14 protein-coding genes are annotated in these 16,228 nt (G+C 40.7%); 10 read left to right on the top strand and 4 right to left on the bottom strand.

What is annotated here, in order from left to right; all coding sequences use genetic code 11:
• Positions 1-3 precede the first annotated feature (3 nt).
• On the top strand, positions 4-1,869 hold the full coding sequence (locus THAL_RS02470; protein WP_012991538.1) for a vWA domain-containing protein: 1,866 nt from the start codon (positions 4-6) through the stop codon (positions 1,867-1,869).
• Here THAL_RS02470 and THAL_RS02465 read toward each other — a convergent pair.
• Positions 1,844-2,200, bottom strand: a complete 357-nt coding sequence (locus THAL_RS02465; protein ID WP_012991537.1) for a hypothetical protein — start codon at positions 2,198-2,200, stop codon at positions 1,844-1,846. The two genes, THAL_RS02470 and THAL_RS02465, sit on opposite strands and share 26 nt — an antisense overlap.
• 129 nt (positions 2,201-2,329) lie before the next feature.
• On the opposite strand from THAL_RS02465, the gene THAL_RS02460 reads away from it, so the two are divergent.
• The 9 genes from THAL_RS02460 (at position 2,330) to argC (ending at position 14,603) form a co-directional block, all read left to right on the top strand.
• A complete protein-coding gene (locus tag THAL_RS02460; protein WP_012991536.1) occupies positions 2,330-5,689 on the top strand; it encodes an SNF2-related protein in 3,360 nt (1,119 codons plus the stop codon).
• Positions 5,673-9,032 (top strand): Eco57I restriction-modification methylase domain-containing protein, encoded by a 3,360-nt coding sequence (locus tag THAL_RS02455; protein ID WP_012991535.1) that lies wholly within the window; start codon positions 5,673-5,675, stop codon positions 9,030-9,032. The genes THAL_RS02460 and THAL_RS02455 overlap by 17 nt, the downstream gene beginning before the upstream one ends.
• The gene (locus THAL_RS08405) at positions 9,029-9,193 is read left to right on the top strand and encodes a hypothetical protein (RefSeq protein WP_012991534.1); all 165 of its coding nucleotides are present in this window, start codon (positions 9,029-9,031) and stop codon (positions 9,191-9,193) included. Before THAL_RS02455 ends, THAL_RS08405 begins: the two co-directional genes overlap by 4 nt.
• A 31-nt stretch (positions 9,194-9,224) precedes the next feature.
• A complete protein-coding gene (locus THAL_RS02450) occupies positions 9,225-10,910 on the top strand; it encodes an ATP-dependent nuclease (protein WP_012991533.1) in 1,686 nt (561 codons plus the stop codon).
• A 112-nt stretch (positions 10,911-11,022) separates the two neighbouring features.
• Positions 11,023-12,249, top strand: a complete 1,227-nt coding sequence (hisS, locus tag THAL_RS02445) for a histidine--tRNA ligase (protein ID WP_012991532.1) — start codon at positions 11,023-11,025, stop codon at positions 12,247-12,249.
• Complete coding sequence (locus THAL_RS02440) at positions 12,221-12,685, top strand: DUF1122 family protein (protein ID WP_012991531.1); 465 nt, start codon at positions 12,221-12,223, stop codon at positions 12,683-12,685. Before hisS ends, THAL_RS02440 begins: the two co-directional genes overlap by 29 nt.
• A 42-nt stretch (positions 12,686-12,727) precedes the next feature.
• Positions 12,728-13,162, top strand: a complete 435-nt coding sequence (rplM, locus tag THAL_RS02435; protein WP_012991530.1) for a 50S ribosomal protein L13 — start codon at positions 12,728-12,730, stop codon at positions 13,160-13,162.
• Entirely contained in the window at positions 13,159-13,599 is a 441-nt protein-coding gene (gene rpsI, locus THAL_RS02430) for a 30S ribosomal protein S9 (protein WP_012991529.1), read from the top strand. The genes rplM and rpsI overlap by 4 nt, the downstream gene beginning before the upstream one ends.
• Positions 13,584-14,603, top strand: coding sequence for an N-acetyl-gamma-glutamyl-phosphate reductase (gene argC, locus THAL_RS02425; RefSeq protein WP_012991528.1), 1,020 nt, complete (start codon positions 13,584-13,586; stop codon positions 14,601-14,603). The genes rpsI and argC overlap by 16 nt, the downstream gene beginning before the upstream one ends.
• A 7-nt stretch (positions 14,604-14,610) precedes the next feature.
• On the opposite strand, the gene THAL_RS02420 is transcribed toward argC, so the two are convergent.
• Genes THAL_RS02420 through THAL_RS02410 form a run of 3 tightly spaced genes read right to left on the bottom strand, consistent with a single transcriptional unit; the run spans position 14,611 to position 16,211 of the window.
• Positions 14,611-15,159, bottom strand: a complete 549-nt coding sequence (locus THAL_RS02420; protein WP_012991527.1) for a GTP-binding protein — start codon at positions 15,157-15,159, stop codon at positions 14,611-14,613.
• Complete coding sequence (locus THAL_RS02415) at positions 15,159-15,854, bottom strand: DUF4388 domain-containing protein (RefSeq protein WP_012991526.1); 696 nt, start codon at positions 15,852-15,854, stop codon at positions 15,159-15,161. The genes THAL_RS02420 and THAL_RS02415 overlap by 1 nt, the downstream gene beginning before the upstream one ends.
• 3 nt (positions 15,855-15,857) lie before the next feature.
• On the bottom strand, positions 15,858-16,211 hold the full coding sequence (locus THAL_RS02410) for a roadblock/LC7 domain-containing protein (protein ID WP_012991525.1): 354 nt from the start codon (positions 16,209-16,211) through the stop codon (positions 15,858-15,860).
• Positions 16,212-16,228 lie beyond the last annotated feature (17 nt).

Here is a 16,228-nt window from a genome sequence, read left to right as displayed (position 1 = left end):
GTGATGAAAGAAAAATGGCGAGTGGTGTCTCACCTATTGGAGCAAGAGTACGGTATGAAGTTCGTTCCCAGCTACGAGGGCTGGGGCTGTGGATACGATCCTATGCATCTGCCTTTGTTGGAAATGTGGGCACGGGCTGAGGTAGAGGAGGTTCCACCCGCTGTAAGAAAACCCGAAGGTATCGTCTTTGACATAAACCAGCTCTCCAGAAAAAGTGAAGAGGAAATACTGACCGAGATAAGACACGAGGTGAGCCTCTTAGAAACCAACTTCTACCTGTGGAGATTGGGTCAGAGGGAGTTCTTCCGTTTCGGGTACCCTCCCACATCCTTCCTAGTCCTTTACGCCCCCTTAGAATCCCTCAAGGCTGACAAAAGAATTACCGAAAGACACCCCCACTCCTCTTCCTATCTCCAGCAGAGGTACCTACACATCCTCTCTCAGCTGGAGGATCTTTATCCCCATCATCTTATGGCACTGGGTTTTATAGCCTTGTGGACAGGTAGAGAAGACCTTTTGTCTCCCCTTGTGTCACGACAGGTGAGAAGTCTTGCTAGAGCAATGCAGGAGTACCTCTCCCTACCGGATGGACAGGCTTACGACGTTCTCATGGAGGAGTTCTTTGGTAAGTACAGGGTGTTGCTGGAGGAGGCGCAGGAACTTAACTTTGTAGATCTCCTTTTGGAAGAGGCAAGAGGCAGAAACCGACAGGATGGTCACAGAGGCCGTATAATGACAGATGTCCTCAAGAAACTCCCTCCACACCTTCAGGACTTCATACTGAAGAACAGAGATCTAAAAGCCGTCCAAATACCTTCGGATGTGGTGAAGGATCTTGTAAAACACATAAGGAACTTACCAGACTGGATGAAGGACTACATGAAACAGATGTCTTATCTCAACATGCTGGAGAGGGACGTAAGCTTCTTAAGACTCTTCCTTCCCAAAACCCTGGAGGTAGAGCTGGAGCACAGAGGTTTTCTCACCTTCCTTTTCAAACCTTGGCAGGAAGAAAGGTCCGGTAGAAGTCTCTCCTCCTCCTCTCATTCTCGTAAAGATCTCTCTGACAAAGACAAACAGTTTTTGCGTGAAACAGGCCTCACAGAGGAAGAGTACAGAAGCTACAGACTCATGCTGAAGGATGTTCTTCCGCACGTGGAGGCCCTCCGAAGGAAGTTTGAAAAGCTTTTACCCAAGGAGGAAGAGTACTGGTGGGGTAGATACCATACGGGAAGGAGGTTAAATCTGAAAAAACTATCGGTGGAAGTTCCCACAGGTAGAGGTAGGATTTACCAGAGGCGCGTTGTACCGGAGAGGAAAGAGTTGGCCTTCAAGCTGGTCATAGATGTCTCCTCTTCCATGAGGAAGGAGGAAAAACTGGTAAGCGCCATGAAAGCCCTCCTTTTGGTGGCAGAGACCCTCAGCAGTATGGGGATGCCCCTCTCTGTAGACCTCTTCAGCGAGAGGGTTATGACCCTCAAGGACTTTGACGAAGACTACAGAAACTTTAGAAGTAAGTTCATGCAGATACCCTCCATGGTGGGAGGTGCCACCAACATAGAGCTGGCACTTCTTAAAGCCTTTGATCACCTTAGTAGTTACTGTAAAACCACCCACCGTCGGGGTGTTCTCATCCTCTTTTCAGACGGAGAACCTACGAGAGGTTTGAAAGGAACAGAACTGAAAAAAATCATAGACACCATGAAAAAGGAGTATCCCCTTGTGGGTGTGGGAGTGGGACAAAGCAGAAACTACATAGAGGAGTACTTTGACAGAACAGCTATAAAGGTCAGCGATATATCACGTTTACCTTCTGCCTTCTCCTTTGTTTTAGAAAACTACTTCAGGCGCTTAACCTCTGTAGATTAAGAACGTCCCGCAGACCCTTTATCTCTGCACGAAGGCCCTTTTCGGGAACCTCTACAAAAAACTGGACGTTTTCCGCAGGTTCGTACAGGGAAGCATTTTCTAGAAACTCCCTTCCCAGCCAGTCCTGAGCAAGAGCAAAGTTAATAAGACCCAACAACAGGTACTTCTCATAGGAGTCTTTCGCCACCATAAGCCACTTGGTAGCCTCCAAGTACTTAAACTCCGTCACGTAGCGCATACCTATTCCCAAAGGATCCTTACGATCCTTAAGCTGTTCTTTGGTAAGCCTTACACCATCCCTGTACAGAGCTATTCTGAACCTCACCCGCATTTCTTAATAAATATTATTCACTTACTCCCTTGCTGGCAATATAATAAAATACATGTCCCCCAACAACCAGAAAAGTGTAAGCGCGCTAAGAGAGATCGGAGCAAGTTATACCCATTATGGGGATAGAGAATGTTTATAACCAATGACAAAGAAAAAAATTTAAAGCAAAGGCTAAAGACCCTTATTGAAAGAAGCGAAGAATTGAAATTCCTCGTTGGCTTCTTCTATTTCTCCGGACTCAAAGAACTTTATGAAACTCTAAAATCAATGGATGAAAAGGGACTACTCAAAAATCAACATATTAAAATTCTTGTGGGGTTAAATGTTGATAAAGGAAATTTTGGAATTTATGAATATGCTAAAATTAATAAGTTCATTAACTCAGATCTTATAAAGAAGGAATTTTTTGAATCGCTAAAAAAGGCTCTCTCATCACAGGAACTTGACCGAGAGGAAGTATACGAGCAGGCTAAGTTCTTCGTAAAACTCATTGAAGAGGGAAAACTTGTTATAAGAAAAACAAGAGAACCAAATCATGCAAAATTATATTTATTCAAAATGAATGAATCTGTAAATCAGATCATTCCAAACCTCTTTATAACTGGAAGTAGTAATCTTACAAAAGCTGGACTTGAATCCCAAAATGAATTCAATGTGGAAATTAAAGATTATGGATTTGAAGAGGCAGAAAAATATTTTGATAGTTTGTGGAAGAGGGCTATTGAAATAGATAAAAATAATGTGGTGAATGTAATCAAAAATGAAACTTTCCTCAAAGAAATAAGACCGTTTGAAGCGTATTACTATCTTCTAAAAGTTTACCTTGAGACCTTAAAAGGGGAGGAGCTAACGGTAAATCTTCTCAGTGAATTTATGAGGAGTAAAGGATATAAACCATACCTTTACCAGATAGAGGCTGTAGCTCAGGCAGTTAAAAACTGTAAAGAACACAATGGAACAATTCTTGCTGATGTTGTAGGTCTCGGGAAAACAGTTACAGCATGTCTTGTTGCAAAAATACTTGGAAAAAGAGGATTAGTAATATGCCCTCCTCACCTTGTTGGGGACGAAAATAAAAGATTTGGATGGAAAAAATATCTTGAGGACTTTGAACTGTGGGGGTGGGAAGTTCGTTCTCTTGGAAAACTTGAAGAAGCTCTGAAGTTTGTTAAAGAGCATAAAGATATTGAAGTGATAATAGTTGATGAAGCGCACAGATTCAGAAATGAAAAAACTCAGAGCTATCATTATCTGCATGAGATATGCAGAGGGAAAACAGTTATTCTCCTCACCGCAACGCCTTTTAACAACCGTCCAAGCGATATATTTGCGATGTTAAAACTTTTTACCATACCTAAAAAATCATCCATTATTTTTGATGAAAATCTTGAATATAGATTTTGGGAATATGAAAATACTTTTAAAAAGCTTGCTTATATAAGAAGTTATCATAACTCAAGTGATAAAAAGAGAAGGGACAGAGCACGAAAATACTTTTATGAAGTATTTCAAAGTAAAGATATTGATATTTCTCGTGTGGAAGAACTTGCACGAAAGATTGCTAAAGAGATAAGAGCTATTCTTGAACCCATAGTTATACGTAGGAATAGACTAGATTTAAAATATTATGGAGAAAAAATAGATATGCCAGAGGTAAAAGACCCTCAGGAATGGTTCTTTGAGCTTACTCCAGAACAACTAAAATTTTACGATAAAGTTATAGAAAGTTTTAAGCCCATTGATGAAGGGGGGGTATTCACCGGTGCAATATACTTTCCTATAAGATATGAAAAGGGATTAAAAGGGGACGAATTTTCGGAAGAACTAAAACTTACGGAAGAAGAAAGCTTTCTTTATACATCTCAGAGAAACCTCTATGATTTTATGAGAAGACTTCTTGTTAAAAGGTTTGAAAGTAGTTTTGGAGCTTTCAGAGAAAGTGTAGAGCGATTTAAAAGAGTTCATGAGACAGCGCTTGACTTTGTAAAGAAAACAGGAAAGTTCATACTTGATAGAAAACTCATGGAGGAGGTTGTTACCGCAGACTCTGAAGAGATAGATAAAAAACTTGCCGAATATGAAGAAAAACTTAAGGAAGGAGAGATTGATAGGAAGTATCACAAAGTCTATGAGATAGAAAAATTCAAGGATGGTAAAAAATTTATTAAAGATATAGAAAATGATTTGAAACTTTTTGAGGACCTTTTGAAAGAGATGGATAAAGTTGGTTTAAATGAATACGACCCAAAGGCTGAACGTCTTATAGAAGGAATTGAGAATTTTTTGAACGAAAGAAGAAAAGTGGTTATTTTTACAGAATACCTTGATACAGCACGATATTTAAAAGAGAAACTTGAAAAGAAGTTTGGGGACAAGCTTCTTCTTGCAGTTGGAAATTTAAGTAAAAGCACAGTGGACGCTTTATACAAAAACTTTGACGCTCAGTATAAAGAACAAGAAGATAAATATTATATACTTCTTACAACAGATAAACTTTCGGAAGGATTCAATCTGAACAGGGCAGGAGTTGTTATAAACTATGATATTCCGTGGAATCCTGTAAGGGTAATTCAAAGGGTTGGAAGGATTAATAGAATTGGTAAAAAAGTTTATGATGAAATCTACATCGTTAACTTTTTCCCGACCGAAAAGGGAGCGGACATAGTAAAATCAAGAGAAATTGCCCAAACCAAAATGTTTATGATTCACAATGTCCTCGGTGAAGATGCAAAAATATTTGCCCCAGATGAAGAACCAACACCTTCAAAACTTTATCAGAGATTGACGACCTATAAAGAAGATGAGGAAGAGGAAAGCTTCTTTACAAAGTTAAGGCGTGAGTTTGAAGAAATAAAAGAGAAATATCCGGACATTGAAGATAGAGTAAGGGACTTACCTAACAGAATAAAAGTTGCGAAAAGAGGAGAGGAGAACGAACTGATGGTATTTATCAAAAGAGGTAAAGACATCTTTGTTGGATACAAAAACTATAATGAAAAGAATCCATCAGTAAAAACATTTGAAGAAGTTTATGAAAAAGTAAAGGCAACTCCAGAAGATAAATCGCTTAATTTAAGTGATAGTTTCTGGAAAAACTACCATCAAGTTCTTGATAAAGGAAGATATCAAAGAACTTCTCCAAAAAGATCAAATGAAACATCTGTAAAAGCAGCTAATCTCCTAAGCACCCTAATTGGTATGGATAATGTTGAAAAGCTCAAGCCATATAAAAAATTCATATCTGACTTACTTGAAGATATAAGAAGTTTTGGGACGCTTTCTGAATATGCTCTATCTGAAATCGTTGACTGGGAAGAGTATTTGAAGAATCAGAGAATAGATGAGTTAGTTAAAGAAATTGAAAAATTAAGAGAACAAATTGGAGATGACTTTATTGAGAGAATCGGAAAACATATTAAGGAAGAAGATGGAGAGATAATAATAGCAATTGAAAACCAGAAGGAGGGAAATCATGCAGGAGCTAGTTAAAAGCCTTGCAGAGGATTTCTCAATAGAAAAACTTAGCGAGCTTTTACTTAGTAAAAACCCTAATTTTACAATTTACCAACCTCCTGAAAGGAAATATGACTATGAAGATGACTATTTCTCAGAAGTATATAAAGTAGCGGAAGGAAAACTTAACGATGGGAAGGCCTTTCATGTATTTGCTATAAAAACCTCAGGAGAGCTTAAAGAGAGAACCAGCAAAAAGAAACAGTATGAATTCGGGAGAAGAATTCTGAAAGATAATTATATTCAATCTGGATTTTTTGTTTTTTACGATGATAATAAAAATTTTAGATTTTCTCTTATCTATACCATACCCAAAGGGACAAAGGCAGAATACAGCTACTACAAAAGATATACCTACTACGTTGAAAGGGGTAAACCATATCGCACCTTTGTCAAGGCTCTAACGGAGGCAAAATTTGATACTCTTGAAAACATAATCTCAGCCTTTTCAACCTTGCCACTTACCAGAGAGTTTTACACAGAGATTCAGAACTGGTTTGCGTGGGCACTAAAAGAAGAATCAAAATGCTTTTTCCCTGGAGGAAAACTTGAAGAAAATCTTATAAGACTTCTTACACGACTCATATTTGTATGGTTTCTTAAAGAAAGAGGACTTATTCCAGAGGAAATTTTTGATGAGAGATGGCTCAAAGATGTTGTTAAGGACTTTGGAAATGGAGATAAATATTACAATGTTGTTTTACAAAATCTATTCTTTGCCACCATGAATACCTATCCTAGGGAAAGGAGTTGGACTTATTTCAGATATAAGCAATTTATTAACTTAGATCCGCAAGAGTATATCAAGATCTTTGAAAAGGTTCCCTTTATAAACGGCGGACTTTTTGAATGTCTTGACGATGAGGATAATAAAAAGTTCATTGATGGATTTAGCGAAAATGAAGAATGGAGAGCAAAAATTCCTGATGAACTCTTTTTTGGAGAAGAAAGGAAAGTTGACCTTACGGATTTTTATGGGGAGAGAAAGAGAGTAAAAGTTAGAGGACTTATAAACATTCTCAAAGATTACAACTTTACTGCTGATGAGAACAGTCCTATTGATGTGGAAGTTTCTCTTGACCCGAAATTATTGGGAATCATCTTTGAAAACCTTCTTGCAGCATATAATCAGGAAACACAGACTTCAGAAAGAAAAGCAACAGGGTCTTATTACACACCTCCAGAGATAGTAGATTTCATGGTGGAAGAATCTCTTGTAGAGTACTTCAAAAACAAAACATCAATACCGGAGGAGAAAATAAGAGAGCTTCTCTCTTATTCTGATGAAAAACCAGAAATAAGTGACAAAGAGAAAGAGGAGATCATAAAAGCTATAGATGAGTTAAAAATCCTTGACCCAGCGGTTGGTTCCGGTGCTTTTCCAATGGGAATTCTGCATAAACTTGTTCATATACTTGAGAAAATAGATGAGAATAATGAACTATTGAAAAAGAAGCAACGTGAAAAAGCACAGCATGAAGTTGAAGATGAAAGCTTTGACGAAAGCATAAACAATCCCGATTATGCAAGAAAGCTCTATCTCATACGGAACTCCATCTATGGAGTAGATATTCAGCGAATAGCCACACAGATATGCAAGCTCAGATTTTTCCTTTCTCTCATAATTTACCAGAAGATTGACCCGAATAAGGAAAACTACGGAATAAGACCACTTCCCCACCTTGAGACAAAGTTTGTTGCAGCCAATATACTGATAGGACTTGAGGAAAAGAGACAGTTAAGTTTCGGAGATGAAAAGATTAAAGGGTATATAGCTAAACTCAAAGAGGTTTACGAAGAGTACTTTAGCCCAGGAAAGAGAGAAGAAAAGGGGGAAATTCAGAAAGAAGCACGAGAAATAATATTAAAGATAGAAGAAGAACTAAAAAGAAGTGGATGGAAGAGTGAAGAAGCAGAAAAAATAGCCAACCTTAACATCTTTGACCAGACTGCAAAAGCTGACTGGTTTGATCCTGAGTTGATGTTTGGAGTAGAAGATGGTTTTGATATTGTGATAGGAAATCCACCGTATGTGAGACAAGAGAGGATAAAAGACCTGAAACCATTACTGCAAAGACAAGGGTACCAAACATTTACAAGTACTGCAGACCTGTATGTTTATTTTTATGAGAAGGGATATAACTTACTCAAAGACAATGGAATTTTAACTTTCATAAGCTCCAACAAATGGATGAGGGCAAAGTATGGAGAAAAATTGAGGAAATTCTTAAAAGAAAATACAGAGATAGAGCATTTAATCGACTTCGGAGGTTATCGAGTGTTTGAACAAACAGTTGATACTAATATAATTTTGTTTAAAAAGAAAAAACCCAAAAAAGGACATATTGTAAAATATTTGGTGGTTAAACAGGATGAAGTAGAAGACAATTTAATTGATTACATCCGTGCAAACCTTAAAACCATTCCACAAGAAAAGCTCTCAGAAAAAGCTTTCATATTGGCGGATGATGAGGTTTTAGCTCTGAAAGAAAAGATAGAGAAAGTAGGAAAGCCTCTGAAGGAATGGGATGTGAAAATTTACCGTGGAGTTCTAACAGGCTACAACGAGGCTTTTATCATAGACACTGAGACGAGGAACAGAATACTGGCTAACTGCAAAACAGAAGAGGAAAGGAAAAGAACTGAAGAACTGATAAAACCTGTTTTGAGAGGAAGGGACATTTTTAAGTGGGGTTATAAGTGGGCGGGGTTGTGGGTGATACTGACTACGAAGGAGGTTAATATATCGGGCTTACCTGCTCTAGAGGAATACTTAAAACAATACAAATTTGCTCTGGAAAAGCGAGCAGGAAATCAAAAGTGGTTTCAATTACAAGCTGCACCGAGTAAGGAAAAGTTAAATTGTTTGCTAAAAGATAAAATAGGATATTCTGATATTTCATTAAAATTTGCATTGGTCCCAGATACAACAGTTGGTCTTAATACTACATACTTTATTATTCCAGTCAGACATGTTCTACTTAAATATTTGTTAGGTGTCCTGAACTCTAAACTAGTAGCTTTTTATTACAACCAAGTGGCTGCCAGTCTTTCAGGGAAAACTACAAGGAGCTTCAACATATATGTCGAACAACTCCCCATCCCCCCCATCACTCCCCAAAACCAGCACATAGCCCGGCAGATAGAAGAGCTTGTAGATCAAATCCTTGCCATAACTAAGAGTGAAGATTACCCCCAGAACACCCAAAAACAAGAACAAGTAAAAGCTTTAGAACAACAAATTAACAAATTAGTATATGAACTATACCAACTCACAGAAGATGAAATAAATATAATAGAAGGAGGGAATATCTCGTGAAAACAAAAAAATTTTCCTTTAACCGCATAATGCCCGGCAGAAGAGAACTTGACAAAATCGTCTTTGAAACCCTTGGCTTAACCGAAGAAGAACAACTTGAAGTTTATCGTGCAGTGCTGGAACTTGTAAAGAATAGGTTGTTGAAGGCAAAGAGCAGATGAAGTATAATGAAATATAGGGAGGTTATTTAGCATGAAGATCGAGAGGGTCAAATGCAGTAACTTTAGAAACTTAGATGGGGTAGAGATTCGTTTACACGAAGATATTACGTTTATTGTAGGGGAGAACAATATAGGAAAATCTAACTTTCTGGATTTACTTGATATTATTTTTAATAAAAGAAGATTTGAAGAAGGAGATTTTAAAGATCCGAAGAATCCTACACCTATAGAGATTGAGATCTCCTTATTATTGGATGAAAAGGAAATTGGTATCTTTGAAGATTATTTTGATCCTAACAATAGCAACCGTATTAATGTTATAGTGAAGCAGGAAGATCCAGACGAAGGAATCAAATATTTTCATAAAGAAAGTAGTAAACCCATAGATTATAAATACTTTAGGTGTGCTAACTTCATAAGATACGATCCATTAAGAAAACCAGATGAGGAGCTAACTTTCCATAAAAGAAGAGGCGTGGGTAAGTTTTTACACTACCTAATAGAAAAATCTTTTGAGGAAGGCAAAACATCAAATATTGAGATAAAGATAGAACAATTAGATAATATTTTAGAAGAAATAAACTCATTTTTTGAAAAGTTAAAACCTTTTGAAAAATTCGGTATAAGAGCGGAAAAGGAAAAGGACATAAAGGATCTTATCCAGAGGTTAATAAATTTAAAAGATAGAGATGGAATTGAAATAATGAAACTTGGATATGGTGTCCAGTTTCAGCTGATCGTTATTCTATCAGTTTTGGAAAGGATAATGTACTTACTGGAAAGAAAACAGTATACTAATGAATGTATATATACAGATACTGATACTCATAAGGATAATCGTTATATTTCATTAATCCTTGGATTAGATGAACCAGAGATACATCTTCATCCATATATGCAGAGAAGTTTGATAAAGTATATCAAGCGAATCCTTTCAAATGAAGATAAAGAATTTTTAGATCTACTTAAAAATGCTTTTAATATTTCAGGATTGTTAGGACAGGCAATAGTTGTTACCCATTCACCAAATATTTTACTGAACGACTATAAGCAAATAGTAAGGTTTTATGTATCTTCTGGTGACAAAATTGAAGCAAAGAGTGGTATATCCATACAACTAGGAGAGAAAGAAGAAAAACAACTTTTAAAGAATATTCCACATATAAAAGAGGCATTTTTCTCAAATTGTGTAATTGTTGTTGAAGGAGATACAGAAGCTGGGGCAATACCTGTATGGGTGAACAAACTTTTAGGAGACATGGACGAGTATGGAATAAGTGTGCTAAAGGCTGACGGTAAAGGTAGCATAGAGCCGTTATGCAAGCTTTTGAATCATTTTGGAATCAAAACAATTTCTATAGCAGATAAGGATGATGGGAAAGATTTGGAAGGATATGACTTTATAACTAAAGGTAAGGATTTTGAAGAAGATTTAGTAAATTTATTGTTTGAAAAGGGGAAGCAGGAGATTTTGTATGACATACTTGTGGAATTAGGAGCATATCAGAGAAGTGAACAAGGGAGAAAAGCTTTCTTGGAAAGAATTAATAAAGAAGATAGCATCAAAAAACTGAGAGGTAATAAATCAATTATACTTGGCAGAATTATTGGGGAATTGACAGCAAAGGAAGATCTCATTCCTGAGGTGTATAGGAAGGCAATACTAAAGGTGAAAGAGTATGTAGAATCACAGACCGGAGGAAGTGCTGGTGAATAAACCGACTTGAGGTTGTCACGGTAGAAGTAACCTAGTTTAAACCCTCCTGAAGGCAAAACCTAAGAAGCTAACTGCTGGTGAAACCTGACCTGAAGGGTTCTATAATTTTAGCATGGAGGAGTTTAGGACAGTAAGGGGTTTCCATGACATATTGGGTGAAGATCTTAGAAAGTTCAGGCGTGTGACACAGACGGTTAGAGAAGTTCTGAGACGGTTTAACTTTGAAGAGGTCATACTACCGGTGGTGGAGTACGCAGAGCTTTTTCAGAGGAGTATAGGAGACTTTACAGACATAGTTCAAAAGGAGATGTTCGTATTTCCCGATAGGAAGGGTAGGTTGTTGGCTTTAAGGCCTGAAGGCACAGCTTCCGCTGTGAGGGCTTACCTTCAGAACCGTCTTTACACCCTTAGGCCTTACGTGAAGCTTTTCTATGAGGGTCCTATGTTCAGGTACGAGAGGCCTCAGGCGGGTAGATACAGACAGTTCCACCAGATAGGGGCGGAGGTCTTTGGTAGTGAAGATCCTCTGGTGGATGCCGAGGTGATAAAGATAGTTCATCTCATACTTAAGGAACTGGGAATACCTGCGGTGGTGGAGATAAACTCTTTGGGGTGTAAGGTGTGCAGACCTGTTTACAGAGAAGCTCTCAGTAAGTTTCTGGAAAGTGTGGCAGGACATCTTTGTGACGTTTGTATGGAGAGAAAGGATAAAAATCCCCTTAGGGTGCTGGACTGTAAGGTAACCACGTGTCAGGAAGCGGTGAAGGAAGCACCCCGTATGCTGGATTATCTGTGTGAGGACTGTAAAAAACATCACCACTCGGTAAAAAGGTATCTAGAAGTTATGGAAGTTCCTTACAGAGAAAACCCACATCTGGTGAGGGGCCTTGATTACTACACACGTACTGTCTTTGAAGCTGTCTCAGAAACTTTAAACATCACCATCATAGCAGGTGGAAGGTACGACTACCTGGTGGAGGAACTGGGTGGACCACCCACGCCTGCGGTAGGTTTTGCGGTGGGAGTAGAGAGACTTTCTATGCTGGTTTCTGTCCAAGAAGAGGAGGAGCCTCTTTACTTTGTTATACCTTTTGGCCAAGTAGAGGAGTACGCTCTTATGGTAGCTGACTTTCTCAGATCTCAGGGTAAGAGGGTGGAGATCTCTTACAAGAAGGGTTCTCTAAAGAAACAGTTGGAGCTGGCCAACAAGTTTAAAGCCAGGTACGCTGTTATAGTGGGGGAAGATGAGAAAAATTCTTCGGAGGTTAGCATCAAAGATCTGGCCACTGGTGAACAGAGGAGGGTTAAACTTGAGGCTCTCAAAGACTACCATAGATGATCTGAGGTCCAGGTTGAGAGAAGGTACAGAGTGGGGAGAAGGTAGGTTTTATGCCGTCAAAGTAAAGGTTGGTAGGTTTGCGGAAGAAGAAGACTTTGTGATGGTGCTGGAAGACAAGCACATTTTAACAGTGAAGCTTTTTTATGGCAGAGAGCCTTACTGGAAGCCTTGGGCAGAGCTCTTTGACATAGACACCTCCTTCTTTGAGAGTCCCGCAGAAGACTGGCTTTACCGCCTTCTGTCGGACAGATTTGATCGCCTCTTTGTAGAGTATTACACAGATCCTAAGACCATGTGGGAGCTTAAAAAGGGTGTTCCTGTGGAGGAAACCAGGTTAGGTAAGAAGCTCAGGGATCTGGGATACGTACGTTTCAGGGACTGGTACATACCCGAAGGAGGAAGAGAGGGAGGGTACAAGATACAGGCAGAAAGATGATGTGTTATAATTTCTGTTTATTAAATATCAGGAGAGGTAGCTATGAAGACTTACAGGGTAAGACCGGAGGATGTGCAGAGAAACTGGTGGCTCATAGATGCAGAAGGTAAGACTCTGGGAAGGCTTGCCAGTCAGATAGCTCGCCTTCTGAGAGGAAAGCACAAACCTTATTACCAACCTGATGTGGACTGTGGTGATTTTGTGGTGGTGGTGAACGCCGATAAGATAAGGGTCACAGGCAAGAAGCTGGAGCAAAAGATCTACTACCGGCACAGTAACTATCCGGGTGGCCTTAAGGCATACACCCTAAGGTGGATGCTGGAGAATAAGCCAGAAGAGGTTATAAGACTGGCTGTGAAGAGGATGCTCCCTAAAAACAGACTGGGGCACAGGATGATGAAGAGACTAAAGGTCCTCAGGGGTCCCGAACATCCTTACGTAGCTCAAAAACCTCAGAAGTTGGAGGTTGAAGCATGATCACTATTTTGAGGGACTTTAAGATAGGAGTGGACAATGCCTACTACGGAACAGGTAGAAGGAAAGAGAGTATAGCCCGTGTGTGGCTTGTCAAGGGTTCCGACAAGTACATAGTAAAATCCAAAGACAGTGGTAAAGAGTTTGATATGCGCCAGTACCTTCAGAGGGAAACCTTGTTCCAGAAAGTCCTTTATCCCCTCAAACTTACGGGAACGGAGGGTAAGTTTGGTATCTATGCTACGGTAGAAGGAGGTGGCATATCCGGTCAAGCAGATGCCATCATGTACGGTGTTGCTAAAGCTCTCCTCAAGTACAATCCTGAACTTAGACCCACCCTTAAGAAGGCAGGGTTGTTGACGAGGGACGCAAGAGAGAAAGAGCGCAAGAAGTACGGCCTCATGAAAGCAAGAAAAGGCTACAGATGGAGCAAACGTTAAGGGTATGTGTGTTCGGTGTCACAGGATACACGGGCACCGAACTTCTCAGGCTTCTTTCCCTTCATCCGGGGGTTAGGATCTCCTCTTTGGTATCTTCTTCCCACGCCGGTAAGAAGTTGGGTGACCTTCTCCCTTCTTTACCGGACTCTCTGAGAGATAAGAGGCTGGAGGATAGTCCTTCGGAGGACTTTGATCTTGCCTTTCTGTGTTTACCTCACGAGGTTTCAAGGGACCTTGTTCCAAAGTTGTTGGAGATGGGAAAGAAGGTGATAGATCTTTCGGGTGCTTACAGGATATCCTCGTCAGAGGCTTACATCCAGTACTACGGCTGGGAACATCCTTACCCTCATCTCCTTAAGGAAGCTGTATATGGTCTTCCCGAGATCTTTCGGGAGAGTATACGGAACGCTCGTTTGGTGGCCAATCCTGGCTGTTATCCTACCGCAGCTCTTCTTGCCATATATCCCCTTATGAAGGAGGGCTTTTTTCCTGAGTGGGTGGTGGTGGATGCCATATCGGGTGTGTCAGGGGCCGGTAGGAAGACTTCTCAGCAGTTTCACTTTCCCGAAATGACGGAGAACGCTTTTCCTTACTCAGTTCTCAAGCACCGTCACACACCGGAGATGGAGGATGTTATCTTTCGACTGACAGGTAAGAGAGTTTCTCTTAGGTTCACTCCGCGCGTGGTTCCCATGTCGAGGGGTATGATGGTGACCGTCTACATGGGTGGTGCTGATGCCAGCTGGATAGAGGTTTTTAGGGACACTTACTCCTCTGAGCCTTTTGTGAAAGTGGTGGATGAGCCTCCCATGACTAAGCATGTGATGGGCACCAACATGTGTTTGGCGTATCCCGTGTACGATGCGAGAACAGGGATACTGCAGGTGATAACTGTTATTGACAATCTGGGAAAAGGTGCTTCTTCTCAAGCTGTTCAAAACATGAACTGTATGATGGGATGGAACGAAAAACTTGGGCTGGATCTACTTCCCCTCTTTCCTTAAAACTCGGTCAAACTTCCATCTGTTTCTTTATGAGATAGAGAAGTGTCAGCAGAACGTTCTTCACACTTTCCTTATCTTTGGCAGATAACGGAATCACTGGAATGTTCTCGCTCTCATCTATATCAAGGGCTATCCTTATATCCTCAGGTGGCCACGCGTTGGGTAGATCTTGTTTGTTGGCTCCCACCACCATGGGAACTGGGAAACGGGATTGGAAGAAGTTTATTATCCTGCGTGCCTCATGAAAGGTGGAAGGATCTGTACTGTCTACCAGTATTATGATGCCTAGGGCCCCCTCCGCCAGTATCTCCCACATAAAATCAAAGCGTGACTGTCCGGGAGTGCCGAAAAGATAGAGTTCGTGCTCGTCATCTATTCTTATCTTTCCGAAATCCATAGCCACTGTGGTGTACTCCTTGACGGATCTTTCGGAAGAGGCCCTCGTTCTCCTCTCCGTCTGTACTGTCTTTATCTCACTGACGGTGTTGATGAACTGGGTCTTACCGGCTGCAAAGGGTCCAGCTACCACCACCTTTATCTTCTTTATCAACCTCATCACAGTCCCCTTATCCTCTCTATTATCTTGGCCAGCAGTTCCAGGGTTATGGAGGGTTTGTACTGCTGTGTCTCCTTCTTCTTCCTTTTGACAACACCCAAGGCCATGAAGGCATACAAGGCTCTGTCCACCGTAAGGTTAGGAAGGCCTGACTCGGCCCTTATTTGGGCCACTGTTTTAACGCCATCTATGAGATTCCACACTTTCTTCTCCTCAGGCGTGAGGGGAAGCTGGCCAACGGTTTCTTCCGCCGAAGGCAGTTTTTCCAAAAGCATCAGCTCGTCCGATATCTTTCTCTCCACCTCTTCTGGTGAGAGTTCTCTCGAAGCCATCAGGAGGAGCTGAGGAGTTCTGTACTCGACGGGGTAAGAAGATCCGTACTTTATAAAGCCCGGTGTGAAAGAAAAGATCCCCTCTTTGAGGTGGAACCTACCTACCAGAAACCTCTCTACCGTCCTCGGCATACTTTTGGGGTCTATCCTCAACTTGACCAGAAGTTGGTCAAAATCCCTATCGGTGTAAACCCTGAAAACCTTGTCCACAGGTCTGGCAAAGATGACGTCACCGTCCTTCACGTAATAGGCACAGGTAAGGTCCTTCCACTCCACCAGCAGTATGCCGCTCTTTTTACCCTGTAAGAGTACCTGGAATATATCCACAAAGCTGAAGTTACTGAGGTCTCCTGTGAGAGCCATCCTTTACAGAAGTCCCTTCACCTTTTCCTGTGCCTTCTTTATCTCCATAAGGAGAAGACCCAGCTTGGCGTTGTTGTCTGCCAGTACCACCATGACGGCGTCGGTCCCCACCCCCGTTAGGATGACGTATCCGTCGTGACCTTTGATGGTTATCTGTTCCAGAGAACCCTTGGCCAGTTCGTCGGCGACTCTTTCCCCTAAGGATAAAATAGCTGCACTCATAGCTGCTATTCTGTCCTCCTCCATGCCCGGCTTAAGGACGGAGGCTATGGGGAGACCGTCGGCCGATACTAAGGAAGCACCTTCTATCCCCGTGTTCTTTATGAGCTCCTGAAGGACCTGAGTGTATCTGTCCATCTTTCCCTCCTCTCTTT

Source organism: Thermocrinis albus DSM 14484, assembly GCF_000025605.1.
In the GTDB taxonomy this organism is placed as follows: Bacteria; Aquificota; Aquificia; order Aquificales; family Aquificaceae; genus Thermocrinis; species Thermocrinis albus.
Note: the sequence above shows the minus strand (reverse complement) of the source record. Positions and strands in the feature narration are given on the sequence as shown.

Excerpts from the sequence above, each read along its gene's own strand:
- THAL_RS02470 (WP_012991538.1), top strand. The coding sequence starts at position 4 with ATGAAAGAAAAATGGCGAGTGGTGTCTCACCTATTGGAGCAAGAGTAC.
- THAL_RS02465 (WP_012991537.1), bottom strand. The coding sequence starts at position 2,200 with ATGCGGGTGAGGTTCAGAATAGCTCTGTACAGGGATGGTGTAAGGCTT.
- THAL_RS02460 (WP_012991536.1), top strand. The coding sequence starts at position 2,330 with ATGTTTATAACCAATGACAAAGAAAAAAATTTAAAGCAAAGGCTAAAG.
- THAL_RS02455 (WP_012991535.1), top strand. The coding sequence starts at position 5,673 with ATGCAGGAGCTAGTTAAAAGCCTTGCAGAGGATTTCTCAATAGAAAAA.
- THAL_RS02450 (WP_012991533.1), top strand. The coding sequence starts at position 9,225 with ATGAAGATCGAGAGGGTCAAATGCAGTAACTTTAGAAACTTAGATGGG.
- hisS (WP_012991532.1), top strand. The coding sequence starts at position 11,023 with ATGGAGGAGTTTAGGACAGTAAGGGGTTTCCATGACATATTGGGTGAA.
- rplM (WP_012991530.1), top strand. The coding sequence starts at position 12,728 with ATGAAGACTTACAGGGTAAGACCGGAGGATGTGCAGAGAAACTGGTGG.
- rpsI (WP_012991529.1), top strand. The coding sequence starts at position 13,159 with ATGATCACTATTTTGAGGGACTTTAAGATAGGAGTGGACAATGCCTAC.
- argC (WP_012991528.1), top strand. The coding sequence starts at position 13,584 with ATGGAGCAAACGTTAAGGGTATGTGTGTTCGGTGTCACAGGATACACG.
- THAL_RS02420 (WP_012991527.1), bottom strand. The coding sequence starts at position 15,159 with ATGAGGTTGATAAAGAAGATAAAGGTGGTGGTAGCTGGACCCTTTGCA.
- THAL_RS02415 (WP_012991526.1), bottom strand. The coding sequence starts at position 15,854 with ATGGCTCTCACAGGAGACCTCAGTAACTTCAGCTTTGTGGATATATTC.
- THAL_RS02410 (WP_012991525.1), bottom strand. The coding sequence starts at position 16,211 with ATGGACAGATACACTCAGGTCCTTCAGGAGCTCATAAAGAACACGGGG.